Origin of the sequence: Wolbachia endosymbiont (group A) of Lasioglossum morio (genome assembly GCF_947250585.1) — a bacterium.
Lineage (GTDB): Bacteria > Pseudomonadota > Alphaproteobacteria > Rickettsiales > Anaplasmataceae > Wolbachia > Wolbachia pipientis.
In genome coordinates, this window is record NZ_OX366327.1 from 354942 (window position 1) to 378381 (window position 23440).

The following is a 23440-nucleotide window of genomic DNA, read 5'->3' on the forward strand; positions in this document are numbered from 1 at the left end:
AAAATGGAAAGAACTCAAATAGTGAAGATTTCTGTTGTAAAAGACATAATGCTCTTTTTAATTTCTTAGCTGTCTTAAAATTATTTTAACTTTTTTTCAGAAAATCCCGGAAAAAGTAGTAAGAAATCCGGTATATATTAGTATAGAGACATTGAGTGTAGATGTGCTTCAAACACAAAAGTCGGCAAACAAAAAGATTGAAGAAAGCAAAAGAAATTTAGGCTTTTACGTAATTGAGAATTTGTATTTTTTTAGATAAGGCAAAAACTGTGTTTTAAAGCTAGATGCGACTTTAGAGTCAACCAAAGCTTAAAACTCAATTACATGAATTTTACTTTTTCCATTATAACATCTTTTACTTCTCGTCAACACAGTTAACGAACTACCACAGTAAAAGGGTTAATACGGTAACCATAATCTCTACGCGATGATCCAGGCCAACCAACTGTTTGAATCACATCATTACGTTCGATGTTTAGTCCTAACTTTTTAGCTAAGGTGGTTTTTATTGTCCTTTGGATTGTGTTTAGTGGTTTTCTGATGTGATGTTCTGGATCTGCTTCTTGATCAAGATTTAGATGTTTTTCTATTTGAGCTATGCTAAGCAACGTGTGTTTTTCAGGAGGCAATTCTTTTTTACAGTCATTCAAAAATTGTTCAAATAATATGCGAAAAACTTTCATACATGCTACAGCTTTCTTATTCAGAATCTCTATATTGTTTACGTAAAGTGAGCCTTCTACCAATTGTAACTCTAGTAATTCTTTCTCTCTAGCAGGTTCAATTTGCTCAAGTGAAGTATGTAAAATTTGCATTGAAGTATTTGGTATTAACTCTGGTACTCCTCTTTGTACTGCTTCTTGAAATATTTCAATTAAAGTCCTACGCTGACAGAAAAGGTCAACCATTTCTACTATAGGCAAATCAAGAGGTATGTCTGGTATGTTTTTTCTCAGTATTACTAATACGGTTGGATTGACTCTTAGCCTATCTATGGTTAAGAATGTTGGATTGGTGCAAAAATCAAGAATAATGAGATTTACAAATTCACCTTGGCCACCAATATAATAAACTCCTCTTTCCACCTTTTGCCACATGAAATGCGTAGTACTTAGCTGACCTTCAAACCAATTCATAATTTTCTCTGGGTTTAAATATACAGATAAGCGATGAAATCTTTGCTTCTTGTAGGTATTAGGTAAAATATCACGGTTGCAATTCTCACAAATTATATTATCGCATACTTCATCAAAATCCTCATCAATGAAAATCTCATTGTTACAGTATGGATCAACTATATTTGGCCAATCTAATTTATCTTGTCTATGAGAGCAGATAATATAGGCCCTCTCTTGCATCTTAATTAATTCAAGATCTGACAAATACTTTGCAGCTTTAATGTAGTTTTGATTTGGATTAACCCAAGAGCTACCAGAATTAAAAAGGTCAGAGATTTGCTCTTGGCAAGATTGTAAGACCATAAAATTGTTTCATGTATGCTTTAAAATCCTCTCTTTCCTTTTTATTCAACGGATGTTCAGAGTAGTAAATTGCTATGTACTCATCACTTCGCTTAAAAAATAATCCTATCTTTTTGCCTTGAAATATTATCTTCATCAATTCAATAGATTTTAGTATATCACCAATAGAAGGGTGTAAAATATAAAGCTCAGATGCAATAGGATCATGTGGTATAACGGTTAAAGTAATGCAGGTGTTGCTATATTTAAAACGATTTGACTGAAATTTTAACTCAAAAGTGAATATATTTGAATCAGAGCCATCAACACAAACTTTAATGAATTTATACACTTGCTCTGCAAAGTTTTTATCCTGCACATTTACAAAAACACATTCAGAGCTAAAATAACGACTTGCAATGCTATTTGCTATCTCTGTAGCTTGATCAATATTTTTGGCAGTAAGATCTACTTGAGTACCATTAACTAGAAAATCCAAAATCATCCAATCTGGCTTATGACCATGAACAACCTTGTTTGAGTTTAGTAGTAAATCTATACCACTAGCTCTACGAACTAATACATATAAACGATTTTGATGGTAGAAGAAACCTTGTAATTGATTTTCAAAACCGTCATTTCGTTTAGTGTCGTCTTCTTTCAATATCTGCACTATGGTTTCCTGAGAGATGAAGTCTTTAAATGGAACATTTGGTTGTCGTGGTATCTCTTGTAGAGCAAATGATACAGAACCTTTTCTTTGTATTTTTTCAAAGTGATAGACAGACTTTAAAAGGTTGTGATCTACATGAAACAATAGAAATAACAAAGACTTTTTGTCGTATTTATTGTTATCTTTTAGAAGGTAGGATTTCATGAGTTCCTCAGTCAATGCAGATCTTGCAATTTCACTGACAGTAGCTTCAAGCTTTGCACGGTCAAAACAGCTAATCAGATAATAAATAACTAGAGAGTCTAAATGTTTAGCAATCACTTTACGTTTATATTGTATGGATGTGTTATCGTAGTTTTCATCATCAAAGAGTTGACCATTTAGTTTGTCTTTAAAACAGTGTTGAAAGATAACACTTAACTGCCTACCAGAAAGTGAATTCATCCAGGAATAACGCACTTCTGTATTGCGAAAACGCTCAAGTAAGTAGTTAACTGGTACTTCTAAATCATCTTCCCAGAATTTACGGTTTGGATAAATTTGCATAAAAGATTAAATAATACCGTGCAGCATAATATGGTATTTACATTGTTAAGATAGAAATCTGAAAGTCTTGACCAATAGTTATACGATGGTTGTTTACTGATTTTTAACCAAGTTTTTCTCTAAAAAATTTGTTTATGAAGAAGATTTTTTGGACAAAAATTTTTCAAATCCTGAATATATATTATATAGGTATTTTACACTCTAGCGAAACAAATTCTGAATATAAATGTCCGTTTTAACACTCGACCTCGGCAAACAAACCGGCTGGGCAATTTTGATAGATGGGGTAATTCAAAGTGGGAGCGAAAGTTTTCATGGTAATCGTTTTAGCGGAGGTGGCATGTGCTTTTTGAGTTTCCGTAATTGGCTTAACTCTTTAGAACATAAGTTCACTGCAGTGTATTTTGAGGAAGTAAGAAGACATTTAGGTACTGATGCAGCTCATTGCTATGGTGGTTTTTATGCCGTTCTGACTGCTTGGTGTGAGGAAAACAACATTCCCTACAAAGGTGTGCCGGTGAAGACGATAAAGCGCTTTATAACAGGTAAAGGCAATGCAAGTAAGGGTGAAGTTATTGAAGCTATAAAGGGCAAAGGTTTTTTTCCTCAAGACGATAATGAAGCTGATGCTTTGGCATTGATGTTCTATGTTAATAATTTTAGTAAAGATTTTAATATGCTAGATAACATATAGGAAGTGGGTCCTTCCCGCCAGCCAGGCTGATTTGGGAGCGAAACCCCGAGCCCTCTCTAGCGTCAGATGTATTTTAATTATTAACTTTTTAACAAGTTATTAAGAATTTAAACATAACAACTATTAGGAATATGAACTTAGCAATACACTACTATCCTATTGAAAATCTTGTCGAATATGAGCGTAATCCTCGCAAGAACGACGATGTAGTAAACAGAATGTGTGCTTCAATCCGGGAGTTTGGTTTTCGTATTCCAATAGTTGCAAAAAGCGATGGCACTGTAGTTGATGGTCATTTAAGGCTTAAAGCAGCAAGAAAACTGGGTATGGAGAGTATTCCCGTAGTGCTCAGTGATAATTTAAGTGAAGCCCAAACCAAAGCTTTTCGGTTACTAGCAAATCAATCAGCTAACTGGGCAAAGTGGGACGATGATCTTTTGAAGTTGGAAATTCAAGAGTTAGAAGACTTGGAGTTTGACCTTAAAATGACTGGATTTGAGCTGGAAAAAGTCCAACGCTTTCTCGACAACATTGATGGAAAAGAAGAAGTAGAAAGAGGAGAAAAAGAGGGGGTGGAATTGGTCGATAAAAAGTCAGTAGTGTCGAAACCAGGGGATCTGTGGATTTTAGGTGGTCATCGAATCTACTGTGGTGATAGTTGTCTGGTTGAATCATTTAAAGCGGTACTGGACGATAAAATGGCAGATATTACCGTGTGTGACCCTCCGTATAACGTAGCATATGGTGACAGTCAGGAAAGAGAAGACAAAAAAATACTAAACGATGATCAAGGTGAAAATTACGAATTGTTCCTTTATGACATTTGTACTTATGTTTTAGCATACACCAAAGGGGCAATTTACATCTGTGCATCATCATCTGAGCTTTCGACCTTGCAAAAGGTATTTGAAGAAGCAGGTGGTCGTTGGTCGACATTCATCATTTGGGCAAAGAATCATTTTACGCTAGGAAGATCTGATTATCAAAGACAATACGAAACAATACTCTACGGTTGGAAAAATGGCAATAAACGTGAGTGGCATGGGGGACGTAATCAAAGTGATCTCTGGTTTTACGATAAGCCAACTTATAACTCATTGCATCCAACGATGAAACCAGTGGAGTTAATGGAGAGAGCGATAGTAAACAGCAGTAGACCAGGAGACATAGTTCTTGATCCATTTAGCGGGTCTGGAAGTACATTAATTGCATGTGAGAGGACAGGAAGAATCTGTAGAACCATAGAACTTGATTCCGCCTTTGTAGATGTAACGATAAAGCGTTGGCAGGTGTATACAGGAAGAGATGCTATTCTCGCTGATACTGGAAAGACTTTTGCACAAATTCAAGAATCAAGACAATAAGATGGAAGAGGGAAAAATCACACAAACAGAATGGGCAAGGGAACAAGGGTTTGCCAAGCAATATGTCTGTTATTTAGTGAAGAAAGGAATAGTTGAGCTGAAAGATGGATTAATTGACCGAGAACAAGCAAATAGAGCAATAGAAGCAATTAGAGATCCAAGTCAACCACTGAGGAGAAAAGGTGGAGAAGAAGGGGAAAAAAGAGGAAATAATGATCTTTCAACGATGTTGCTTAAAACCCGAATTAAAAACGAGATGGAGCGGGGAAAACTGCTCGAGGCAAAAGCAAAAGCTGAGATTGGTGAACTTATCTCAGTAGAAGAAGTAAAGACTGAAGCATTTAATGTTGCGAGAGTGGTTCGTAACAATCTTTTGAATATTCCAGACAGAGTATCAGCATTACTGGCATCGATGAACGACACAGAAAAGATCCATGAAACATTAACTGAGGAAATCAGAACAGCTTTAGAAGAGTTAGTGGAAAATACATTTCAATGATACTAAGGAAGCACTTGATAGGTTTAATAAACATATTAGTTGCAATACTGATTTTAAGTAAGGCATCAGCAGATACTTATTGCAGACAAAAAATACCTCTTTTTCTCCTTAAAAGTGCAACAATTGCAGCATTATGATATACAGCAGTAGTTTTTATGCAGGGCTAAGGCCAGATCCACCACTAAAAGTATCAGAGTGGGCAGATAGAAATCGTCAACTTTCAACGATAGCATCATCAGAACCAGGGAAATGGAGGACAGAGAGAACGCCGTACCTTAAGGAAATAATGGATTCACTATCTTCGTCTTCACCGGCTGAAAAAGTGGTATTCATGAAAGGAGCGCAGATAGGCGGAACAGAAGCTGGGAATAACTGGATAGGATATATAATCGACCAAACACCAGGCCCTATGCTGGTAGTACAGCCAACAGTAGAAATGGGCAAGCGTTGGTCAAAGGGAAGATTTGCGCCGCTCATTGAAGATACGCCATGTTTAAGGAGTAAAATAAAAGATCCAAGGTCAAGAGATTCAGGCAACACTGTACAAAGTAAGGAATTTCCGGGAGGAACGGTAGTAGTAACAGGTGCCAACAGTCCAGTGGGTCTGCGCTCTATGCCGGTAAAATATCTTTTTTTAGATGAAGTAGATGCATATCCAGGAGATTCAGGAGGAGAAGGGGATCCAGTTCTTCTCAGTATCGCGCGAACTAATACATTTACGCGGCGAAAAATATTCTTGGTTTCAACACCTACGGTTCACGGAATAAGCAGAATAGAGAAGGAATTTGAGAATTCAGACAAACGATACTTTTTTGTACCTTGTCCACATTGTGATCACTATCAGGTGCTGAAATGGCCACAGATAAAGTGGAAAGATAAAGATCCCTCAACAGCCCATTATGTGTGTATAGAATGCAGCGGCAAAATAGAAAACCATCAAAAAACAGAGATGCTAGCCCGTGGAAAATGGAGAGCTACAGGGAAAGAGGGAAAAAAAGAGGCAAAAGAAGGGGGAAAAATAGGGTTTCATTTATCGAGCTTGTATAGCCCAGTTGGTTGGTATAGTTGGAAACAAGCAGTGGAAGATTATCTGCATGCAAAGGAAAATGAACAATTACTGAAAGTTTGGATAAATACAACACTCGGAGAAACCTGGGTAGATAAGGGAGAAGTACCAGACTGGAAGCAACTATTTAACCGAAGAGAATCCTTTACGGTTGGTACGGTGCCAAAAAGTGGAAAAATAGTATTGACGGCAGGGGTTGATGTACAAAAAGATCGTTTAGAAGTAGAAGTGGTAGCGTGGGGAAGAAACCGAGAAAGTTGGTCAATAGACTACCAGGTATTAGAAGGTGATACTGGAAGTGGAGAAATATGGGAAAAACTTTCAGAGCTTTTGAATCATCATTTTATCGGTGAAAATGGTCTTGAATACATGATAAGCATGATGGCGGTAGATGCTGGGTATGCAACACAAGAGGTATACAACTGGGTAAGAGGTCACCAAGGGTCAGGGAGAGTAATGGCAGTGAAAGGAGCAAACAAAGCGCTAGTGCCACTTAGCAGCCCAAGTAGAGTAGATGTAACAGTTAGCGGACAAAAGCTAAAGAGAGGAATGAAGCTGTGGCCAGTTGGGGTATCGATATTAAAGTCCGAGCTTTTCCAATTACTTAATGTTTTAACAGAAGGGGCGCCGGGGTATTGTCATTTTCCCGAATATCCACCTGAATATTTTAAGCAACTTACTGCAGAACAACTAATTACCAAGGTAGTAAAAGGGTATACCAAACAAGAGTGGCAAAAGATAAGGGATCGAAATGAAGTACTAGATTGCAGAGTTTATGCAAGAGCAGCATCGATAGCACTGGGAATAGATAGATGGCCAGAGAGTAAGTGGGAAAGTTTAGTAGGTGAAAAAACTAAAAAGTCAAAAAGAGTGAGAAGAAGTCAATGGTTGAATGAGAAAAGTTGATGTATAGCCAAGAATATTTAGATCAAGTAGAAGAAGCGATAAAGAAGCTACAGAGCGGGGAAAGAGTAGTATCGATTGCATATGGTGACCATGTGGTTAGGTATGGAGAAGTACAGATAAAAGATCTATTGGACTTAAGACAACGAATCAAAGCTGAGCTGAAAGTTGCAGGTATAAAGCCGAAGCGCAGGATTGTGATTTCAACAGATAAAGGGGTTAAATAAAATGGCTGAAAATCAACTAAATGTTAACGTGAGCTTTGAAGGTGAATTAGCGAAATATCTCAAAGATATAGCAGAACAAGACTGTGGCAGAGATTTTAGTGCATCTAGCAACGGAAGCGCTAGAGGAAGACATAGAATTGTCAAAAATGATTGCAGAACGAGATGTTGAAGGTGCAGAGTTGATTAGAGCTGAAGATGTGGACTGGGATAAAATATTATCTGCAGGAACCTTTTGCACAAAATGTCAACAGCCTATTGACCAAAATTCTCCAACAACTCATTGAAATTTCAAATAGTGCAGCAACCTGTTGCACAAATAACAAAATAAGAGCCCCAAATGATAAAAAATGTAATTGTAGATCTCTCCCACTGGAACCAAAGTGTAAATTTTAAGTTAGCGAAAGAAGATGAAATATTAGGAATCATTCATAAAGCAACGCAAGGGCTAGAGTATGTGGATCCTAAATATGCAGAAAGAAGGAAAGCTGCCGAAGAAAAAGGACTGCTTTGGGGTGCATATCATTTTGGCGTAGGAGCAAACGGAAAGGACCAAGCTGAGCATTTTCTCGAAACAATTGGTAGATATATTGTTAGCCCTTGACATTGAGGAAAACAAAGATGGAAAAAGCATAATGCCAAAACAAGCAGAGGACTTTGTAAATAGGGTCTACCGGACGTTTGCCGTTAATTTATGGAAATGCGTATTTTCTCAAGGATTTTTCCACTCCAACTCTAACTGAATGCCCACTATGGTTATCAAAATGGGGAAGAGAGCCAACACTACCAATAGGATGGAAAAAATGGACTTTATGGCAGTATACCGATGGTAAAACAGGTCCTAAACCAAATTCAGTAGAAGGCATAGGACCATGCGATAGGAACAAATTCAACGGGACATTGGAAGAGTTACAAGATTTTTGGATATCATGATGTTATTGAAATCATTCAAGCAATTATTCCACAAGCGACCAAAACCAAAAGGTTCAGCATGGGATGCGTCAGGCTCAGGAAGAAGATTATTGCACTTTCAACCAGAGTCAGGAAGTATAAACAATTTGCTTTCTCAGAGCCTTGAGCACCTACGTAGCCGCTCTCGTGATATGGTAAGAAAGAACTCCTATGCAGCAAACATCATCGATACGATAGTGAGTAATTGCGTTGGGACAGGAATAAAGCCGCAGTCAAAGGCGAAAGATGGAGAGTTTCGGAAAAAAGTGCAAGAGTTATGGCTGAGATGGACAGATGAAGCAGACAGTAGCGGAGTAAGTGATTTTTATGGATTACAAGCTCTTGTATGTAGAAGCATGATAGAAGGAGGAGAATGTTTTGTAAGACTCCGAACAAGAAAACGAGAAGATGGTCTTTGTGTGCCGTTGCAATTACAAGTACTTGAATCAGAGCATTTAGACAATAAGAGCAATCAAACCCTCGCCAACGGTAATGTAATAAGAAACGGGATTGAATTTAACCGACTTGGGCAAAGAGAAGCGTATTACCTTTTTCGAGAACATCCAGGTGAAGGATCATTTGGAGAGTCAGTTAGAGTACCAGCAAATGATGTTTTACATATCTATAGACCACTAAGACCTGGGCAGATTCGAGGAGTACCGTGGCTTTCTACAGTACTGTTAAAGCTCTATGAACTTGATCAATACGATGATGCGGAATTAGTCAGAAAAAAGACTGCAGCGATGTTTGCGGGATTTATTACGAGACTTGATCCTGAAGCGAACATCATGGGAGAAGGAGAGAGTAATGAACAAGGAGTAGCGCTGTCAGGCTTAGAACCTGGGACTATGCAATTACTTGATCCCGGAGAAGATATTAAGTTCTCGGAACCATCAGACGTTGGGGGAAGTTATGAAGCATTCATGAAACAGCAGCTTAGGGCAATAGCAGTAGGCACAGGGATAACTTACGAGCAGCTAACAGGAGATTTAAGTGGTGTCAATTATTCATCAATAAGAGCTGGGTTAATAGAGTTTCGTAGGAAGTGCGCGATGTTACAGCATAACGTGGTAGTATTTCAGCTTTGCCGGCCAGTATGGAATAGGTGGCTAGAATTAGCACTACTCTCTGGAGAACTGGACATAGGTGAAAATTGGGCAAAAGAAACAGCAAAAGAGGTAAAATGGATACCGCAAGGGTGTGCTTACGTAGATCCGCTAAAAGACCAGCAAGCACAGCAAATGGCGGTAAGGAATGGGTTTAAAAGCAGGTCAGAAGTAGTATCAGAGCTAGGTTACGATATAGAAGAAATCGACCAAGAAATTGCTGAAGATCAAAGGCGTGCTAGTGAATTGGGTTTAAGTTTTGACTCGGACGTCAGTAGTTTTGATTCTAATACTGAAATAATATGACAACACAAGTGAGCTGGCTCAATAAACCGATGATGATAGAGCAAAGAAGCTTTGATTTATTGTCATTACATGCAGAGAAGCATCCAACGTTTAAAAATATAAAACATGCAGTAAGAAATAGTGAAAGGGGAATAAAAGTAATACCAATACATGGAATCTTGACGAAGAAGTCAGAGGCTTTTGATGATGTGTTGGGGATGACATCGTATGAGAAGATACGTGAAGAGATAGAAGAAGCTTTAATAGATGAAGAAGTAGAAACAATAATTTTGGACATAGACAGCCCTGGAGGAGAAGTAAACGGTTTATTCGACCTTTCGGACTTTATTTACGAAGCAAGGGCATTGAAAAAGATCGTAGCAATAGCAAATGATGATGCATATTCTGCAGCGTATGCGATAGCGTCAAGTGCTGAAAAAGTATTGGTAACGAGGACTTCAGGAGTTGGAAGCATAGGAGTAATAGCAAGTCATATAGACCAAAGTGGATTTGATGAAAAGCAAGGGATAAAATATACAACTGTTTTTGCTGGAAGTCGAAAGAACGATTTAAATCCGCATGAGCCGATAACATCTGAGAGTTTGGAAAGCTTACAAGAGGAAGTAGACCGCCTATATGAGATGTTTGTCCAGCTTATAGCACGAAACAGAAATTTGTCCACGGAAAGAATCAAATCAACGGAAGCAGGGCTATATTTTGGAGAAAAAGCGATAGAGGTAGGACTTGCTGATGGAATTACGACATTTTCAGAATTTATAGATAATTATAGGAGAAATAATATGACTAAAACTGAGATAAAAGAACAAGCAATAGATATTGATGAGCAAGGAAGATGTTTAGGGTACGAGAGCTGCCGTAAAGAAGTATTAGAGGTGATAAGATTATGTAATTTATCAAAGATGCCAGAGAAAATAGGAGAATTTATCGAACAGGATGTCAATGCAAAACAAGCGCAAGAGATATTAATGTCGATACTAGCAGAGAGAACGAAGAAGACAGAGATTTTGAGTACAATACCACAAAGTTCATCAGAAGATTTAATGATGGAAGTGGCCAAAATACGCCAGAATAGGCAATTATAAGCAATCTATCTTTTACCGCGGAATATAGCAATAATAAACGCCGCGGTAGCTAAAACGCGCCAGAATAGCCAATTATAAGGTTATATATCTTATACCGCAGAACTTTAAACACCGCGGTAGCTAAAACGCACCACAACTATAACCGCCGCGTATCAAACATGGCGGTAAAACTAAAGGGAAAAAAAGGAGAAAAAAAAAACATGACAAGTATAACAGAAGGAAATAATTTAGGTGACCTATTAAAGTATGAGGCATCAAACCTATATTCAAGAGACCAAATAACAGTAGCAAAGGGACAGAACCTTAAACTTGGTACAGTTGTTGGGTGTGATACTAAAGACGGTCTAATTAAGTCCTTAAATCCAACAGCTACAGACGGCACGCAAACAGCAATAGGTGTAATAACAAGTGATGTAAATGCAACGGAAACCACCAAAGCAGTAATCATTACACGTATAGCGATGCTAGCAGATCATGCAGTGGTGTGGCCAGGAAATATCACTGAGGAGCAAAAAGCTGCAGCAATAAAGCAACTTGAAGCACGGGGCATCATCATTCGTAAGGTAGTTTAAAACTGCTCAACTGAAGAGCAAAACCAACTTAAAACACTAAAGGGGAAAAACATGCAAAATCCATTTACAAATCCAGCATTTAGTATGACGGAATTAACTAAAGCAATAAACATATTGCCGATAAATTATGGTCGAACAGAAAGTTTAAATTTATTTCCAAGTAGATCAGTAAGATTCCGACATATTACAATAGAAGAGCAAAACGGAGTATTGAGTTTATTACCAACGCAAGTTCCGGGAGCACCAGCAACAGTGGGAAAACGCGGAAAACGAAAAATAAGAACATTTACGATACCACATATTCCCCATGATGACGTAGTGTTACCTGAGGAAGTGCAAGGAATAAGGGCATTTGGGTCAGAGAATGAACTGAAAGCGTTGGCTAACGTGGTAACAGATCATCTGGAGTTGATGAGAAACAAACACGCGATAACGTTAGAACATTTGCGAATGGGGGCGTTGAAGGGAATCATTCTTGATGCAGATGGGTCAGAGTTATTAAATCTTTACAACGAATTTGAAATTACACCGAAAGTAGTAAGTTTTGCGCTAGGAACAGCAACCACCGATGTAAAGCGTAAGTGTCTGGAAGTATTGAGGCATGTTGAAGACAACTTAAGTGGTGAATATATGACTGGGATTCATGCACTGGTAAGTCCTGAGTTTTTTGATGCACTAACTTCTCATGCCAAAGTAAAAGAAGCATACGAGAGATGGCAAGAAGGGGCAGCGCTGAGGAACGACATGAGGTCAGGATTTACGTTCTGTGGAATAACATTTGAGGAGTACAGAGGGCAAGCAACCGACCCTGAAGGAAATGTGAGAAGGTTTATAGAAAAAGACACAGGACACTGTTTTCCACTTGGTACAGCAAGCACATTTACTACTTACTTTGCGCCAGCGGACTTTAATGAGACGGTGAATACCCTTGGTCAGCCATTGTATGCAAAACAAGAGCCAAGAAGATTTGATAGAGGGACTGACCTTCATACCCAATCAAACCCTTTACCGATGTGCCACCGTCCGAGGATATTAACAAAAATCGTTGCAGCATAGAGGAGCCAAAAAGGAAAGAATGACTTTCCTCCTACCAATATAGCCACTTTGTGTGCCTTTCAAGTTTATTGCATAAAGAGGTAAAATGGTTTTTGTGGGCAGAGCAACTACAAGAAAAGAGGTATGAAAAAGCTGCTCTGCTCGAAGTAAAAGTTAATACATAAAAAGAAGACATGCAAGGAAATATTAAGAGATTATTAAAAGATTGTTTTACACATTTAGGGCAGCAAGCGTTGTATGAATCAAAGGATAAGTCATACATGGTTCAGGTGCTGAAACAACAACCAGATAAATTATATGGAATTGGTGAAGGACAATTTGTCGGGGAGATGTTGATTTTGGAGGTGAGTGTCTTTGATGTATTGCAGCCAGTAGTAGGAGATATCTTTATTATTGGTGACCGTAGATACAAAGTACACTCACCGCCACTTAGAGATAATTCTGGAATGGTATGGAAAATACATGCAGTGAGAATGTAAAATGGTTTTTAGTGTTAAAATCAAAACTAACGATAGTGAAATTGTTCAATATATTGTATCTTTAATGTGTATATAAAATGATCTTTCTAGAAAAGTTTTATGAAATTAGTCGTCTTTTTAATTGCTTCCTTGTTAAGCACAAGTTGTGCTATTGCAAAAGATGAGGTAGAGCTTAGCTTAAAAATAAAAGATAAATATAGGTGTCACCTGTGGAATATCCCAAGTAGAGAGTTTTCTCAAGGTTATATAGAACCAATTCCCTTATCCGAAGCTCACGATCTAGTCATTGGTGGCGATGGGGTATTGTATTACAGAGCAGTGTACCCGGAAAAACTAGATTTATCTGATAGTCATAAAACAATTGGTAGAATGAGTGCTGCTTGCAGTAAATATTGTAGAAAAATTTACTTAGCAATAGATAATGTGCTATATGGAATAAACAGAACTACAGTTATGTGGAAAAAGGAATTAAAGTCTCCAGTAAAAGGAAACCCGACAATTTTTAATGACAGACTAGCAGTTTTAACTATGGATAACTATTTGTACATGCTAGACATGGAAAATGGTAATACAATCTGGTCGTATCATTGCCTAATCATAATGGTAGCAACCAACCGGCAAGTTCATATTACACATCCCCTGTGGCTATGTACAACACAGTATTTGTTCCATTTTCAAATGGGAAGTTAGTAGCTTTTGATAAAGGTGGAAAAAAGTTATGGTCTTATAAGTTACCTTCAACAAACCTCTTAGATACTGAGCTTACAGATATCACGACTACTCCAGTAGTAAAGAATAACACATTAATAGCTACAAACAATTCTACCATTGTTGCGATTGATATAGGATCAGGAGATCTTTTGTGGTTAAAGGCCATGGAAGCAAAAAATATCAGTGGTGGTGGGATTATGCCATGGCTGTACCCCGATGATATAAATGGTAACGAATTTTTTGTAGTAAACACAAAGAATGAAGTTATGAAAGTTGCAATACCTGATGGTCAGATAATTTGGAGTACTAACTTAGTGGTGAATGATGAGCTAAATGATAAACTAAAAGACACATATTATGCTAGACCGGTGATAGATGGAAAATTATTTATTGTGAGCAATAAGGGAATCATGTTTCTATTAGATGAGAAGTCAGGCATGATAGAAGAGATAGTCAGCATTCCAGAAGATGTGTATCATACGCCTGTAACTGATCTTGGAGTTGGGGATTACTACTTTACAACTGAGAAAAAAGGTGTGTATAGCTGCATTGATCCAAATATCAGCAGATGAAATATTGCAGGTAATAAGGAAGAGATGTGCCATAGGTAGCACCACTTAGGAGGAGTATTGTGGAAAATTCAAGCGTCAGGGGTGTAGATGCGTATTAACATCGAAGTCACCGATAGCATCGAAAAAGTTATGCAAAGCATAGATGCTGAAAGAAGAAAAATAGAATTAGCAACAGTAAGCGCATTGAACAAAACGGCACTATGGGTAAGATCGCAAACTGTCAAACAAGTTAGCGAAGAAAAACAAATACCAAAAAAAGCAATGAGAAAAAAGTTAAGAGGTTGTCCACAAACCAGTAAATCAAGCATATTCCCTACTTAACATAACTTTACTCATAGCCAGATATATGAAACTTTCAGTAGATGTTGTAAGTAAATCGTACTCCTTTGATAGCCTTCTATTTCTATTGATCCAAGCAAAAGTCCTCTCTACCACCCACCTTCTCGGCTGTACTGAAAATCCAGGATCCCGTTGTGGCAATAGTTCTAGTGGTGTATCTTTATGCACCCAAAACCTACATGGAGGCCTTTTGACAATTTCAATATCTATCCCATATTCTCTCTTTACGTAATCCTTTAAATCTTTTCCTTGGTATCCCATATCAGCCCACATTTTCTTAATATTGCTGTATTTTTCCTTCATATTGTCCAATGCCATCTTCACCCCATCTCTGTCATTTTCGCTTGCAGCTCCTACATAGCAACCAAGCACAAATCCTTGAGTATCTGTGATTATATGTCTTTTTCTCCCCTTTACCTTTTTCGCACCATCATAACCTTTGACCCCCCTTTTTCCGTGGTTTTTACCGATTGACTGTCCACTATGCATGCGCTCGGCTCCTCATTTCTTCCCATTTTTGACCTACTATATTTAGTGATATCATAGTTCATTTTCTCAAAAATTCCCTGCTTTTTCCATCTTCTAAACTGTTCATGCACAGCCTTCCACGGCGGAAAATCGTGTGGTAAATAGCGCCATTGACATCCTGTGCGCAGTATATAAAGAATTGCATTTACTATCTCACACTTACTGTATTTTGGTGGCCTTCCTCCTTTCTTGTACGATACTCTGAAGTGTTTTTCTATTCTTGCCCACTCCCTTTTACTTAAATCTGTTGGATATTTTTTCCTCATCTCTTACCTCAATATTCTTTCTTTATATACTACGTATTCCTTGGTTTGTGGACAACCTCTAAGTGTGGATAAAGCAAATAGAAAGCGTTTATGGTCGATAGTAAAGCTCAGTTCGCAGTGGATAGGAGTAGCAAAACTTGGGAGTATAAAACAGACAAAGATAGGAGCAAAAGTAGGAAGCCGTACATATGAAGGAGCATTTATAGCAACAATGAAAAATGGTCATATAGGAATATTCAAAAGAAGGTACATGACACCGTTACCAATAGATGAAATTAAAGTAAACACGCAAGCTCGGGAAATAATGAAAGAGTTAGCTGAAAATGAAGCAGAAAGAGTATTTGAGAAGTATTTCGACCATGAACTTAATTTTATTTTAAGAGGATCATAATGTATGTTTTGGAGAGATCTACATCAGAAGATTTGTACAATGCTAAAGGAAGAAATACCAGCGATACAGACGTGCGAAGTTTACCCAGCAATAAGAAAAGAATTGGTAGCACCAGCGGTATTTGTAGAATTGTCAAGTTTAGAGCAAGGAAAAGATCCTGGGACAGAGGAATTGGCGCTGAGAGCAAGATTTGAAGCGAGAATTGTAGTTGATGGAACAGTCGAGGATTCCTCGGTAGTTGTGAGATCATTAGCAGCAGAAGTAGCAAGAGTAGTAAACAAAAATACTTGGAACTTGAAAAATATTGCACCTGGAGAGTTTTTATCAGCAGGAGGAGATGATTTTAAACCAGAGTTGGATGCATATTTAGTGTGGTTGGTAGAATGGGTTCACGAGCTACATACAGGGGAATCAATATGGTCAGAAATTGGGGTTATACCACATACGATAAGTGTTGGCGAAAATGTTAGAGCATAATTTTGCAATTTCAGAGCTGAATAGGAAGTTAGCGAATATTATTCGTATAGGTCTAGTTAAAGAAGTAGACTATGAAAAAGCAAGAGTGCGGGTAAAAATAGGGGAATTTTTAACGGATTGGCTTCCGTGGGTAACGGCAAGAGCAGGAGAAGATAGAAGTTGGTTTGCGCCGAATATTGATGAGCAAGTAATAGTATTATCGCCATTTGGGGAATTATCTTTGGGGGTAGTATTACCAGCAATATATCAGGAGAAATATCCGCCTCCAGAGAATAAAAAGGAAATAAATAGTGTAAAATTTCAAGATGGGACAAAGTTATCATATGAGCAAGAAAAGCACCATCTTAAGATAGATGTAGTGGATAAAATAACGTTGAAAGTAGGAGAATCAAGCATAGAGATGACAAAAAAAGGAATAAAACTCAAAGCAAAAAGAATAGATCTAAACTAGTATATGGGTAAAGCAATCGTTTGTGTAGGAGATTATTGCAGTGGAATACCAGCACATGTTTGTATGAGTGGTAGTAACGATGTTTTTGTAAACGGTAGATCTGTGTGTCGAAAAGGAGATATCTTAACTATGGGAGAGACACTAACGCAAGGATCAAACAGCGTATTTGTTAATGATATTGGCATAACAAGAACCGGTGACTTGGCATCGTGTGGTTTTCATGTGATAGGTGTTAGCAAAAATGTATTTGCAGAATGAGAGGCATGAATGCTAGCACGGGAAAGGAATTAGAAGGAATAGAACATCTGAAACAATCAATAATTGATATACTGACCACACCGATAGGATCACGTGTTATGCGAAGGGATTATGGGTCAAGACTACTTGAATTAGTAGATAAGCCAATTAATAGGGATTTAACTTTGGAAATCTATGCAGCAGTAGCAGAAGCTCTACAAAAGTTGGAGCAAAGATTTAAGTTAGAAAAAGTAAAAATTACAGAAGTGAAAGAAGGAAAGGTCAATATTTCATTAGATGGTATTTATCTACCAAATGGGAAAAATATTCATTTTGATGGGATTGTGGTATAGAGATGGAGCAGCCAAATATTATCGAACCACTGAACTTTGAAGAGATTTTTTCTCGGATGAAAGAGGAATTAGTAAGTCGTGATGAAAGTTTTACAGCATTAGTAGAAAGTGACCCAGCAATAAAGATTTTAGAGGTAGCAGCCTGGCGAGAACTTTTGCTTAGACAAAGAATAAATGAAGCAGTAAAAAGTAATTTACTTAAGTTCGCAGGAGGAGAAGACTTAGATCGTTTAGCTGAGTTTTACGGAGTTGAGAGAGAAAAAGAAGAAGATGACGAACGATTTAGAAAAAGAATCAAGGCAAAAATAGTTGGCTCAAGCACTGGAGGAAGTAAAGAGCATTATAGGTTTCAAGCACTCTCAGCAGATAGAAGAGTAAAGGATGCGCTGGTTGAATCAAAAGTGCCAGGGAGTGTAGAGATCTCGATTTTATCCACGGAGTTATCCACAAATGGCATAGCATCTGAAGAACTACTTGATATTGTAGGAAAGCAAGTCACCAGGGATGATATAAGGGTATTAACAGATACGATAACAGTAGTTGGTTGCAATATTATTGAAATAAATATCCACAGCAGAATTAGTATTAAAAGACCAGATATTATTGAAACGGTGAAGAAGAAATTTACAGAAAAATTTGAAACAACGAAAAGATTAGGATGGAGTGTAACAAGATCGTGGATTATAGCTAATTTGTTCGTAGAAGGAGTAGAAAACGTGGAATTAATCGAGCCAAGAGAGGACGTTGTGGTACTGGGAAATGAGTGTGCTGCCTTAAGAAGTTTAAATGTTGAGTTGAATTAATGCTATTACCACCAAACGCAACAAAGCAAGAAAAAGCGCTGGTTGATGCAATCGATTACAAAGTAGATCCAAGCAGGATAAGAGGATTTAAGTTTAATCCTAAAGATGAAATATTGCCATGGATAGTAGAGGAATATGGTCTAGAAGAGATTCTGCATTGGGCAAAAGAGAAAAGAAGAGCGATAAAAGAAGGGGTAGAATTTCAGCGTTTAAGAGGAACACCAGCGTCACTGAAAATAGCATTAAAATGGGCAGATATAGAAGATATTACGATCATTGAGGAACCTCCAGGAAAACATTTTTTTGAATTACAGATAGGGATAAAAGATGTTCCGAACGACTTCTTCGTGGATGCAGTAGTAGAACTAGCAAAACTATCATTGCCAGCAAGATCGAGGCTAATGAGGCTTTTCAATGACCACTATAATATTGGAAGATTTATTTTAGATGAAAGCTTTTTTGGCAGCTTATTATCAGACTACTCTGGTACAAAGATCGAAAAAGATGGACCAGTGTTATCATTTGGAAGAGTAAATTTTTTCAGGTCAGAAGGTCCATTAGTAGAGATTATAGATAGTTACTTGCGAGATCATTATGAACAAGCTTTGAGCAATGATATATATCGCCTAGATGTAGCAATACTTGGAGAAACCGAGCCTCATACTAAGAACTATAACGGTATTTATGAAAGAAATCATGTGTGGTATAACTTCAAAGCGCTATATCCGCTACCACAGAGCTTACTACCGGCGATTAAGTTTGCTAAAGCGCAGATAGTATTATCGGACAGTTGGAGTTTAGGAGAAATAAACGCATGTTTTCCGGTTACTAGTATAGAAGAGGAAGGGGATAAATTTTTATTGGGAAGTAGCAAACTATCTGAACAACTGTGGAATTTAAAATACAAGCCAATTTTAGAAAGGTTTAGCGTTACTCACCACTACAAGGTAGAAGATTTTACCAACCAAAAAGTTATAAGATTTGGTTTAGCAGAACACAATGTTCATTTTGAAAGCGATTTAAATTCAGAGCAAAAGGATTCAATACATGAACCGGAAAATTACATTTTAGTGTTTTACCCAGGTGTACTAACGTGGCACGAACATCGACATTTGAACAGAAGTTGGGAAGAAAAACAGGTCATATGTTTAATGAGTTAAATATATATACTTATATCTTCATACACTACATTAACATTCGGTAAAAATGTGTGTTTTTTGAAAAAAAGAAGTTGCTTTTCCATGCCAAAACAGCTATAAATTAGGTAGGTGTAGGTAAACAAAAAAGATTTACCAAACGCTAGAAGTTAGGAAGTTTTATAGTGAGGTACATCATGTGGATTAGTCAAGAAGAAAGGGATGATTTTAATGAATTATTTCAAGAGTTGCTTGCAGGCAAATTGTCTAAAAAGCATATAAATAGAAAAAATGAAAACGGTGAAACAATGTTGCACCGAGCAGCAAAAATGTCGACGAGAAAAAAAGTAAACTGGCTGATATGGGAAGGAGCAGATGTAGATGCAAGAGATAACGAAGGTTATACACCACTGCACTTAGCAGCGCTTGGAATGCGTCTGGAAAACGTAAAAGAATTAATAGAAGCCAGAGCAGATATAAACGCAACTGAAGAAGATGGAAATACGGCACTACATCTAGCGTGTATGGTAGGTGGAAAAAAGATAGTAGAAGAGTTAATAAAAGCAGGGGCAGAAATAAACCGGGTAAGTATATCAGGATTTAGCCCAATGTATTACGCAAGTGATGAAGAGATAAGCGAGGTGTTAAAGAAAAATGGAGGAAAAATAGTGAATAAACAGAGGGAGTTAATGGAAAAAATAAGTAAGGTATCGGAAAAGCAGGTGGTAAATGGTGGAAAGAAGCTAAATGATGTGGAGGAAAGGGCTGTAGATGTTTGCAGACTTTTTGTGAGGAAATAAGAGGCTAAATATATGGAAAAAATAGAAGGGAAAAGCTGGCAACAGCAGGAGAGGAATTGCTATTATTTAACAGATTAAACATATAGATTTATATCTTAATATAATATGCTGAAAAAATGTGTATATTTTGTAAAAAAAAACTTGCTTTTTATGCCAAAACAGCCCTAAGTGAAAAAGTAGCTAGTAAATAAACAAGATTTGCTAAGCGCTAAAGTGAGCCAAATTGGAGCCACTTTATATTGTATTAATAGCTGAGGAACTTATGGTAAAATTTAGTAAGAAAGAAAGAGAAGAATTTAATAAGTCGTGGAAAGAAGTATTAGATAACCCAATAGAAAATATTAATAAAAAAGACACAAAAGGAAGGACGATATTACATTATGCAGTAGGGATGCTAGATCCAAAAAAAGTGAGGTTATTAATCAAAAAAGGAGCAGATATAAATGTGGCGGATGCAGGGCAATATAGACCACTACACCTAGCAGTGATGGGCCAACGTCTAGAAAATACAAAAGAGCTGATAAAGGCAGAAGTCGATGTAAACGCAGTGGAACGAAGTAGCAAATTTGCCCCGTTACACCTTGCCTGCATGGTAAGTGAAATAAAAATAGTAGAAGAGCTAGTAAAAGCGGGAGCGAATATAGAGCAAAAGGATAAATTTGGCAAAACCCCAATGGATTATGCGAGAAATAATAAAGAGATAATAGAAGTGTTAGAGAACGTAAAAATGGCAAATAAACAGAGGGAGTTTATAGAAAGAGGGTTGTATCCGGCAGCAGGTGTGATAGTGGCAAAGGAAGAGCTAGAAACTGTGGATGAGGAAGTGCTATGAGCCGCAACTTTTTTTAAAATTCAGAAGCTAGGAGAGAGGCATGGAAAAAAAGGAAGAAATAGAAAAAAAAGTAAGGAGTTTAGGAGGGAAACCATTAGCAGAACTGAAAAAAATATGGAAGAAGGTATATGGGGAAGAGGCACCTAGATACTCAAAGAAATATTTGATACCAAGATTGGCGTATAGGTTGCAGGAGAAAGCGTATGGAGAAATGTTAAGAAAAGGAGCAAAAAGACTAGAATACCTGGCAGATCGTCTAGAACAGGGAAAAAGGATAAGTAGCGATAAACTGCCAGCAGTAGGAACGGAGTTGATATTAGAAAGAGGTGAAGAAACGCATGCAGTGATGGTAACAGATAAGGGTTTAATCTACAGAGAAGAATTTTTTACGTCATTATCAGCAGTAGCCGGGAAAATAATGGGAATGAGCTATAATGGACCACTCCTATTTGGGATGAGAGACAAGGAGAAAAAATGCTAAAAGAGGTAAGGTGCGCAATTTATACAAGAAAATCAAACGAAGACGGGCTAGAGCAGAAGTTTAATAGTCTTGATGCACAGCGAGTAGCATGTGAAAAATATATAAAAAGCCGAGAAGGGTGGATAGCATTAGCAAAAAGGTACGACGATGGTGGATTTTCAGGAAAAAATTTAGAAAGACCAGCGATAAAGGGATTGTTTGAAGATGTAAAAGCCGGAGAAGTGGACTGTGTGGTAGTGTATACGCTCGATAGATTATCAAGAGAAACAAAGGACTGCATAGAAGTAACGTCATTTTTTAGAAGGCACCGGATAAGTTTTGTAGCAGTGACGCAAATATTTGATAACAACACACCAATGGGAAAATTTGTGCAAACAGTGTTATCAGGAGCAGCGCAACTAGAAAGAGAAATGATAGTAGAGAGAGTAAAAAATAAAATAGCAACATCGAAGGAAGAGGGTCTATGGATGGGAGGGAATGTGCCGCTAGGGTATGACGTAAAAGATAAGGAATTAATAATAAATGAAAAAGAAGCAAAAGTAATAAAGCATATATTTGAGAGGTATATGGAGCTGAAGTCAATGGCAGAACTGGCAAGAGAGTTAAACAGAGAAGGATATCGAACAAAAGCAAAATCAGATATCTTTAAAAAGGCCACAGTAAGGAGGATAATAACAAATCCGATATATATGGGAAAAATCAGGCATTATGAGAAGCAATATGAGGGAAAACATGAAGCGATAATAGAAAAAGAAAAATGGCAAAAGGCACAGGAATTAATAAAGAATCAGCCATATCGAGGCAAAAAATATGAAGAGGTGCTACTAAAGGGGATGATAAGATGCAGATGCTGCAAAGTAAACATGACGCTGACATACTCAAAAAAAGAAAATAAAAGGTATCGATATTATATATGCAATAACCATTTAAGAGGAAAAGGTTGCGAGTCGATGAACCGAACAGTAGTAGCCGGAGAAGTGGAAAAAGAAGTAATGAAGAGAGCGGAATGCTTATATGAGAATTGGGAAAAAGGGGCAAAAAAAGAAAAATGGGAAAATTTAAGTTTCAGAGAACAGAAAGAAGCAGTGAAAAAATTAATAAAGGTAGTGTGGGTAAGAGAGGAAGGAGTAGAAGTATGTTCTGAATCAGAGGAGACATTTATAGCAATGAATTTAAAGAAGAAAGGAAACAAATGCACAGTAGTAGAACCAGAAGGAAAAACAAACAATGCGCTACTGAAAGCAGTGGTGAGAGCTCACCTATGGAAACGGCAGCTAGAAGAAGGAAAATATGCAAGTGTGAAGGAACTGAGTATCAAAATTAATATAGGTACAAGACGTATACAACAAATTTTAAGGTTAAATTATTTAGCTCCAAAGATTAAAGAAGACATAGTAAATGGAAAACAACCAAGTAATTTGCGGTTAGTTGATTTAAGGGAAATACCGATGCTGTGGAGTGAGCAGTTGGAGAAATTTTACGGAATAGCATCTTAATTTACAAAAGAAATAGGAGAAAAACATTATGAGAACACCGAAAAAAATATGGAAAGATATTGCTGAAAAGCTTAGAAATAAAAAAGGTACCACTACCGCAAAAGGAGCTGATATGGAGATGCCGGCAGATGTTGAGGAAGTTAAAGTTGAAATAAAAAAGCAAACCAATACAGTTTACAGAAACTGACACTAAATTATATAATATAAATAGTGAAGATCTTCAACCTATATGTGAAAGTAGCGAAAAAGCGCAAATAGAAACTACTGTAGAGCCAACTTCCGTTGATAGAGCTGACAGCCCATCTTCCGCTGAACCATGTTTTGATGCTACAGACGAAAAAGATAAACCGTTAACGCAACAAAGGCAAGCAATCCTGGCTGGTGTTGTTGGTGCAGTGTTATTGGCAAGCGGTGTTGCATTGTATATCATGAAAATGCCTGTAGTAGCAGCGGTTGTGGGAATTGTTGGATTATCTTGTGTGAGTTATGCGTTGTATGATGTCCTAAAGCCGAATACGACGCTAGAGAAAGTAGAAAGTGTGGAGCAGCCTATTCAGTCTTCTTTGAATCTAACATAAAAGGCTAT

Annotated in this window: 33 protein-coding genes; 30 read left to right on the top strand and 3 right to left on the bottom strand. The window is 37.4% G+C overall.

Features of this window, described 5'->3' with window-relative positions:
• Positions 1-374: 374 nt before the first annotated feature.
• A complete protein-coding gene (locus OOK89_RS01695; RefSeq protein ID WP_264719154.1) occupies positions 375-1481 on the bottom strand; it encodes a hypothetical protein in 1107 nt (368 codons plus the stop codon).
• The gene (locus tag OOK89_RS01700) at positions 1447-2679 is read right to left on the bottom strand and encodes a hypothetical protein (RefSeq protein WP_264719155.1); all 1233 of its coding nucleotides are present in this window, start codon (positions 2677-2679) and stop codon (positions 1447-1449) included. The genes OOK89_RS01695 and OOK89_RS01700 overlap by 35 nt, the downstream gene beginning before the upstream one ends.
• 226 nt (positions 2680-2905) lie before the next feature.
• Here OOK89_RS01700 and OOK89_RS01705 point away from each other — a divergent pair, with 226 nt between their 5' ends.
• The 17 genes from OOK89_RS01705 to OOK89_RS01785 all read left to right on the top strand — a co-directional run bounded on the left by OOK89_RS01705 (position 2906) and on the right by OOK89_RS01785 (position 14585).
• The gene (locus tag OOK89_RS01705; protein ID WP_264719157.1) at positions 2906-3373 is read left to right on the top strand and encodes a crossover junction endodeoxyribonuclease RuvC; all 468 of its coding nucleotides are present in this window, start codon (positions 2906-2908) and stop codon (positions 3371-3373) included.
• 131 nt (positions 3374-3504) lie between these two features.
• Positions 3505-4737, top strand: coding sequence for a DNA modification methylase (locus tag OOK89_RS01710; RefSeq protein ID WP_264719158.1), 1233 nt, complete (start codon positions 3505-3507; stop codon positions 4735-4737).
• A gap of 1 nt (position 4738) precedes the next feature.
• The gene (locus tag OOK89_RS01715; protein ID WP_264719159.1) at positions 4739-5236 is read left to right on the top strand and encodes a hypothetical protein; all 498 of its coding nucleotides are present in this window, start codon (positions 4739-4741) and stop codon (positions 5234-5236) included.
• A 14-nt stretch (positions 5237-5250) separates the two neighbouring features.
• Complete coding sequence (locus OOK89_RS01720; RefSeq protein WP_264719160.1) at positions 5251-5373, top strand: hypothetical protein; 123 nt, start codon at positions 5251-5253, stop codon at positions 5371-5373.
• Complete coding sequence (locus OOK89_RS01725) at positions 5370-7208, top strand: phage terminase large subunit family protein (protein ID WP_264719161.1); 1839 nt, start codon at positions 5370-5372, stop codon at positions 7206-7208. The genes OOK89_RS01720 and OOK89_RS01725 overlap by 4 nt, the downstream gene beginning before the upstream one ends.
• A complete protein-coding gene (locus OOK89_RS01730) occupies positions 7208-7432 on the top strand; it encodes a gpW family protein (RefSeq protein ID WP_264706169.1) in 225 nt (74 codons plus the stop codon). The genes OOK89_RS01725 and OOK89_RS01730 overlap by 1 nt, the downstream gene beginning before the upstream one ends.
• Before the next feature lie 83 nt (positions 7433-7515).
• Positions 7516-7716: a hypothetical protein gene (locus OOK89_RS01735; protein WP_264719162.1), complete on the top strand. Its 201-nt coding sequence runs from the start codon at positions 7516-7518 to the stop codon at positions 7714-7716.
• Between the two features lie 53 nt (positions 7717-7769).
• The gene (locus OOK89_RS01740) at positions 7770-8033 is read left to right on the top strand and encodes a glycoside hydrolase family 25 protein (RefSeq protein ID WP_264719163.1); all 264 of its coding nucleotides are present in this window, start codon (positions 7770-7772) and stop codon (positions 8031-8033) included.
• 77 nt (positions 8034-8110) lie between these two features.
• Positions 8111-8362 carry a GH25 family lysozyme gene (locus OOK89_RS01745; RefSeq protein ID WP_264719164.1) on the top strand — a complete coding sequence of 84 codons (252 nt, stop codon included), beginning with the start codon at positions 8111-8113 and terminating at the stop codon, positions 8360-8362.
• A complete protein-coding gene (locus tag OOK89_RS01750; RefSeq protein WP_264719303.1) occupies positions 8362-9792 on the top strand; it encodes a phage portal protein in 1431 nt (476 codons plus the stop codon). The genes OOK89_RS01745 and OOK89_RS01750 overlap by 1 nt, the downstream gene beginning before the upstream one ends.
• Positions 9789-10874, top strand: coding sequence for a S49 family peptidase (locus OOK89_RS01755; protein ID WP_264719165.1), 1086 nt, complete (start codon positions 9789-9791; stop codon positions 10872-10874). The genes OOK89_RS01750 and OOK89_RS01755 overlap by 4 nt, the downstream gene beginning before the upstream one ends.
• Before the next feature lie 200 nt (positions 10875-11074).
• Entirely contained in the window at positions 11075-11446 is a 372-nt protein-coding gene (locus OOK89_RS01760; protein WP_264719166.1) for a head decoration protein, read from the top strand.
• Positions 11447-11497: 51 nt separating this feature from the next.
• On the top strand, positions 11498-12502 hold the full coding sequence (locus tag OOK89_RS01765) for a major capsid protein (RefSeq protein ID WP_264719167.1): 1005 nt from the start codon (positions 11498-11500) through the stop codon (positions 12500-12502).
• Between the two features lie 173 nt (positions 12503-12675).
• The gene (locus tag OOK89_RS01770) at positions 12676-12981 is read left to right on the top strand and encodes a head-tail joining protein (protein ID WP_264719168.1); all 306 of its coding nucleotides are present in this window, start codon (positions 12676-12678) and stop codon (positions 12979-12981) included.
• 99 nt (positions 12982-13080) lie between these two features.
• On the top strand, positions 13081-13671 hold the full coding sequence (locus tag OOK89_RS01775; RefSeq protein ID WP_264719169.1) for a PQQ-like beta-propeller repeat protein: 591 nt from the start codon (positions 13081-13083) through the stop codon (positions 13669-13671).
• The gene (locus OOK89_RS01780) at positions 13629-14264 is read left to right on the top strand and encodes an outer membrane protein assembly factor BamB family protein (RefSeq protein WP_264719170.1); all 636 of its coding nucleotides are present in this window, start codon (positions 13629-13631) and stop codon (positions 14262-14264) included. Before OOK89_RS01775 ends, OOK89_RS01780 begins: the two co-directional genes overlap by 43 nt.
• Before the next feature lie 87 nt (positions 14265-14351).
• Positions 14352-14585 carry a phage tail protein gene (locus OOK89_RS01785; protein WP_264719171.1) on the top strand — a complete coding sequence of 78 codons (234 nt, stop codon included), beginning with the start codon at positions 14352-14354 and terminating at the stop codon, positions 14583-14585.
• Here the strand turns inward: OOK89_RS01785 and OOK89_RS01790 are convergent.
• Positions 14565-15397, bottom strand: a protein-coding gene (locus tag OOK89_RS01790; protein WP_264718686.1) for an IS5 family transposase whose coding sequence is annotated in 2 segments (ribosomal slippage) — positions 14565-15031 and positions 15031-15397 — 834 coding nt in all. Because the reading frame shifts where the segments join, the coding sequence is not laid out codon by codon here. The genes OOK89_RS01785 and OOK89_RS01790 overlap by 21 nt on opposite strands.
• A gap of 64 nt (positions 15398-15461) precedes the next feature.
• On the opposite strand from OOK89_RS01790, the gene OOK89_RS01795 reads away from it, so the two are divergent.
• From OOK89_RS01795 to OOK89_RS01855, 13 genes are all read left to right on the top strand, one after another.
• The gene (locus tag OOK89_RS01795) at positions 15462-15788 is read left to right on the top strand and encodes a phage tail protein (protein ID WP_264719172.1); all 327 of its coding nucleotides are present in this window, start codon (positions 15462-15464) and stop codon (positions 15786-15788) included.
• A gap of 3 nt (positions 15789-15791) precedes the next feature.
• On the top strand, positions 15792-16265 hold the full coding sequence (locus OOK89_RS01800) for a hypothetical protein (RefSeq protein ID WP_264719173.1): 474 nt from the start codon (positions 15792-15794) through the stop codon (positions 16263-16265).
• Positions 16252-16716, top strand: a complete 465-nt coding sequence (locus OOK89_RS01805; protein ID WP_264719174.1) for a phage baseplate assembly protein V — start codon at positions 16252-16254, stop codon at positions 16714-16716. The genes OOK89_RS01800 and OOK89_RS01805 overlap by 14 nt, the downstream gene beginning before the upstream one ends.
• Positions 16717-16719: 3 nt before the next feature.
• Positions 16720-16974, top strand: a complete 255-nt coding sequence (locus tag OOK89_RS01810) for a PAAR domain-containing protein (protein ID WP_264719175.1) — start codon at positions 16720-16722, stop codon at positions 16972-16974.
• A complete protein-coding gene (locus tag OOK89_RS01815; protein WP_264711367.1) occupies positions 16971-17306 on the top strand; it encodes a GPW/gp25 family protein in 336 nt (111 codons plus the stop codon). Before OOK89_RS01810 ends, OOK89_RS01815 begins: the two co-directional genes overlap by 4 nt.
• Before the next feature lie 2 nt (positions 17307-17308).
• Positions 17309-18109 carry a baseplate assembly protein gene (locus OOK89_RS01820; RefSeq protein ID WP_264719176.1) on the top strand — a complete coding sequence of 267 codons (801 nt, stop codon included), beginning with the start codon at positions 17309-17311 and terminating at the stop codon, positions 18107-18109.
• Positions 18109-19269, top strand: a complete 1161-nt coding sequence (locus OOK89_RS01825) for a phage tail protein (protein ID WP_264719177.1) — start codon at positions 18109-18111, stop codon at positions 19267-19269. Before OOK89_RS01820 ends, OOK89_RS01825 begins: the two co-directional genes overlap by 1 nt.
• Before the next feature lie 173 nt (positions 19270-19442).
• Positions 19443-20045, top strand: coding sequence for an ankyrin repeat domain-containing protein (locus OOK89_RS01830; protein WP_264719178.1), 603 nt, complete (start codon positions 19443-19445; stop codon positions 20043-20045).
• 262 nt (positions 20046-20307) lie between these two features.
• A complete protein-coding gene (locus OOK89_RS01835) occupies positions 20308-20877 on the top strand; it encodes an ankyrin repeat domain-containing protein (RefSeq protein ID WP_264719179.1) in 570 nt (189 codons plus the stop codon).
• 40 nt (positions 20878-20917) lie between these two features.
• On the top strand, positions 20918-21358 hold the full coding sequence (locus OOK89_RS01840; RefSeq protein WP_264719180.1) for a DUF2924 domain-containing protein: 441 nt from the start codon (positions 20918-20920) through the stop codon (positions 21356-21358).
• The gene (locus tag OOK89_RS01845) at positions 21352-22854 is read left to right on the top strand and encodes a recombinase family protein (RefSeq protein WP_264719181.1); all 1503 of its coding nucleotides are present in this window, start codon (positions 21352-21354) and stop codon (positions 22852-22854) included. Before OOK89_RS01840 ends, OOK89_RS01845 begins: the two co-directional genes overlap by 7 nt.
• A 28-nt stretch (positions 22855-22882) precedes the next feature.
• The gene (locus OOK89_RS01850; RefSeq protein WP_209472999.1) at positions 22883-23041 is read left to right on the top strand and encodes a hypothetical protein; all 159 of its coding nucleotides are present in this window, start codon (positions 22883-22885) and stop codon (positions 23039-23041) included.
• A gap of 214 nt (positions 23042-23255) precedes the next feature.
• On the top strand, positions 23256-23432 hold the full coding sequence (locus OOK89_RS01855) for a hypothetical protein (RefSeq protein WP_264719182.1): 177 nt from the start codon (positions 23256-23258) through the stop codon (positions 23430-23432).
• Positions 23433-23440: the final 8 nt, after the last annotated feature.

What these genes read in the sequence shown, in the direction of transcription:
- OOK89_RS01695 (WP_264719154.1), bottom strand. Translation starts at nt 1,481, where the DNA reads ATGGTCTTACAATCTTGCCAAGAGCAAATCTCTGACCTTTTTAATTCT.
- OOK89_RS01700 (WP_264719155.1), bottom strand. Translation starts at nt 2,679, where the DNA reads ATGCAAATTTATCCAAACCGTAAATTCTGGGAAGATGATTTAGAAGTA.
- OOK89_RS01705 (WP_264719157.1), top strand. Translation starts at nt 2,906, where the DNA reads ATGTCCGTTTTAACACTCGACCTCGGCAAACAAACCGGCTGGGCAATT.
- OOK89_RS01710 (WP_264719158.1), top strand. Translation starts at nt 3,505, where the DNA reads ATGAACTTAGCAATACACTACTATCCTATTGAAAATCTTGTCGAATAT.
- OOK89_RS01715 (WP_264719159.1), top strand. Translation starts at nt 4,739, where the DNA reads ATGGAAGAGGGAAAAATCACACAAACAGAATGGGCAAGGGAACAAGGG.
- OOK89_RS01725 (WP_264719161.1), top strand. Translation starts at nt 5,370, where the DNA reads ATGATATACAGCAGTAGTTTTTATGCAGGGCTAAGGCCAGATCCACCA.
- OOK89_RS01730 (WP_264706169.1), top strand. Translation starts at nt 7,208, where the DNA reads ATGTATAGCCAAGAATATTTAGATCAAGTAGAAGAAGCGATAAAGAAG.
- OOK89_RS01740 (WP_264719163.1), top strand. Translation starts at nt 7,770, where the DNA reads ATGATAAAAAATGTAATTGTAGATCTCTCCCACTGGAACCAAAGTGTA.
- OOK89_RS01750 (WP_264719303.1), top strand. Translation starts at nt 8,362, where the DNA reads ATGTTATTGAAATCATTCAAGCAATTATTCCACAAGCGACCAAAACCA.
- OOK89_RS01755 (WP_264719165.1), top strand. Translation starts at nt 9,789, where the DNA reads ATGACAACACAAGTGAGCTGGCTCAATAAACCGATGATGATAGAGCAA.
- OOK89_RS01760 (WP_264719166.1), top strand. Translation starts at nt 11,075, where the DNA reads ATGACAAGTATAACAGAAGGAAATAATTTAGGTGACCTATTAAAGTAT.
- OOK89_RS01765 (WP_264719167.1), top strand. Translation starts at nt 11,498, where the DNA reads ATGCAAAATCCATTTACAAATCCAGCATTTAGTATGACGGAATTAACT.
- OOK89_RS01770 (WP_264719168.1), top strand. Translation starts at nt 12,676, where the DNA reads ATGCAAGGAAATATTAAGAGATTATTAAAAGATTGTTTTACACATTTA.
- OOK89_RS01775 (WP_264719169.1), top strand. Translation starts at nt 13,081, where the DNA reads ATGAAATTAGTCGTCTTTTTAATTGCTTCCTTGTTAAGCACAAGTTGT.
- OOK89_RS01780 (WP_264719170.1), top strand. Translation starts at nt 13,629, where the DNA reads ATGTACAACACAGTATTTGTTCCATTTTCAAATGGGAAGTTAGTAGCT.
- OOK89_RS01785 (WP_264719171.1), top strand. Translation starts at nt 14,352, where the DNA reads ATGCGTATTAACATCGAAGTCACCGATAGCATCGAAAAAGTTATGCAA.
- OOK89_RS01800 (WP_264719173.1), top strand. Translation starts at nt 15,792, where the DNA reads ATGTTTTGGAGAGATCTACATCAGAAGATTTGTACAATGCTAAAGGAA.
- OOK89_RS01805 (WP_264719174.1), top strand. Translation starts at nt 16,252, where the DNA reads ATGTTAGAGCATAATTTTGCAATTTCAGAGCTGAATAGGAAGTTAGCG.
- OOK89_RS01810 (WP_264719175.1), top strand. Translation starts at nt 16,720, where the DNA reads ATGGGTAAAGCAATCGTTTGTGTAGGAGATTATTGCAGTGGAATACCA.
- OOK89_RS01815 (WP_264711367.1), top strand. Translation starts at nt 16,971, where the DNA reads ATGAGAGGCATGAATGCTAGCACGGGAAAGGAATTAGAAGGAATAGAA.
- OOK89_RS01820 (WP_264719176.1), top strand. Translation starts at nt 17,309, where the DNA reads ATGGAGCAGCCAAATATTATCGAACCACTGAACTTTGAAGAGATTTTT.
- OOK89_RS01825 (WP_264719177.1), top strand. Translation starts at nt 18,109, where the DNA reads ATGCTATTACCACCAAACGCAACAAAGCAAGAAAAAGCGCTGGTTGAT.
- OOK89_RS01830 (WP_264719178.1), top strand. Translation starts at nt 19,443, where the DNA reads ATGTGGATTAGTCAAGAAGAAAGGGATGATTTTAATGAATTATTTCAA.
- OOK89_RS01835 (WP_264719179.1), top strand. Translation starts at nt 20,308, where the DNA reads ATGGTAAAATTTAGTAAGAAAGAAAGAGAAGAATTTAATAAGTCGTGG.
- OOK89_RS01840 (WP_264719180.1), top strand. Translation starts at nt 20,918, where the DNA reads ATGGAAAAAAAGGAAGAAATAGAAAAAAAAGTAAGGAGTTTAGGAGGG.
- OOK89_RS01845 (WP_264719181.1), top strand. Translation starts at nt 21,352, where the DNA reads ATGCTAAAAGAGGTAAGGTGCGCAATTTATACAAGAAAATCAAACGAA.
- OOK89_RS01850 (WP_209472999.1), top strand. Translation starts at nt 22,883, where the DNA reads ATGAGAACACCGAAAAAAATATGGAAAGATATTGCTGAAAAGCTTAGA.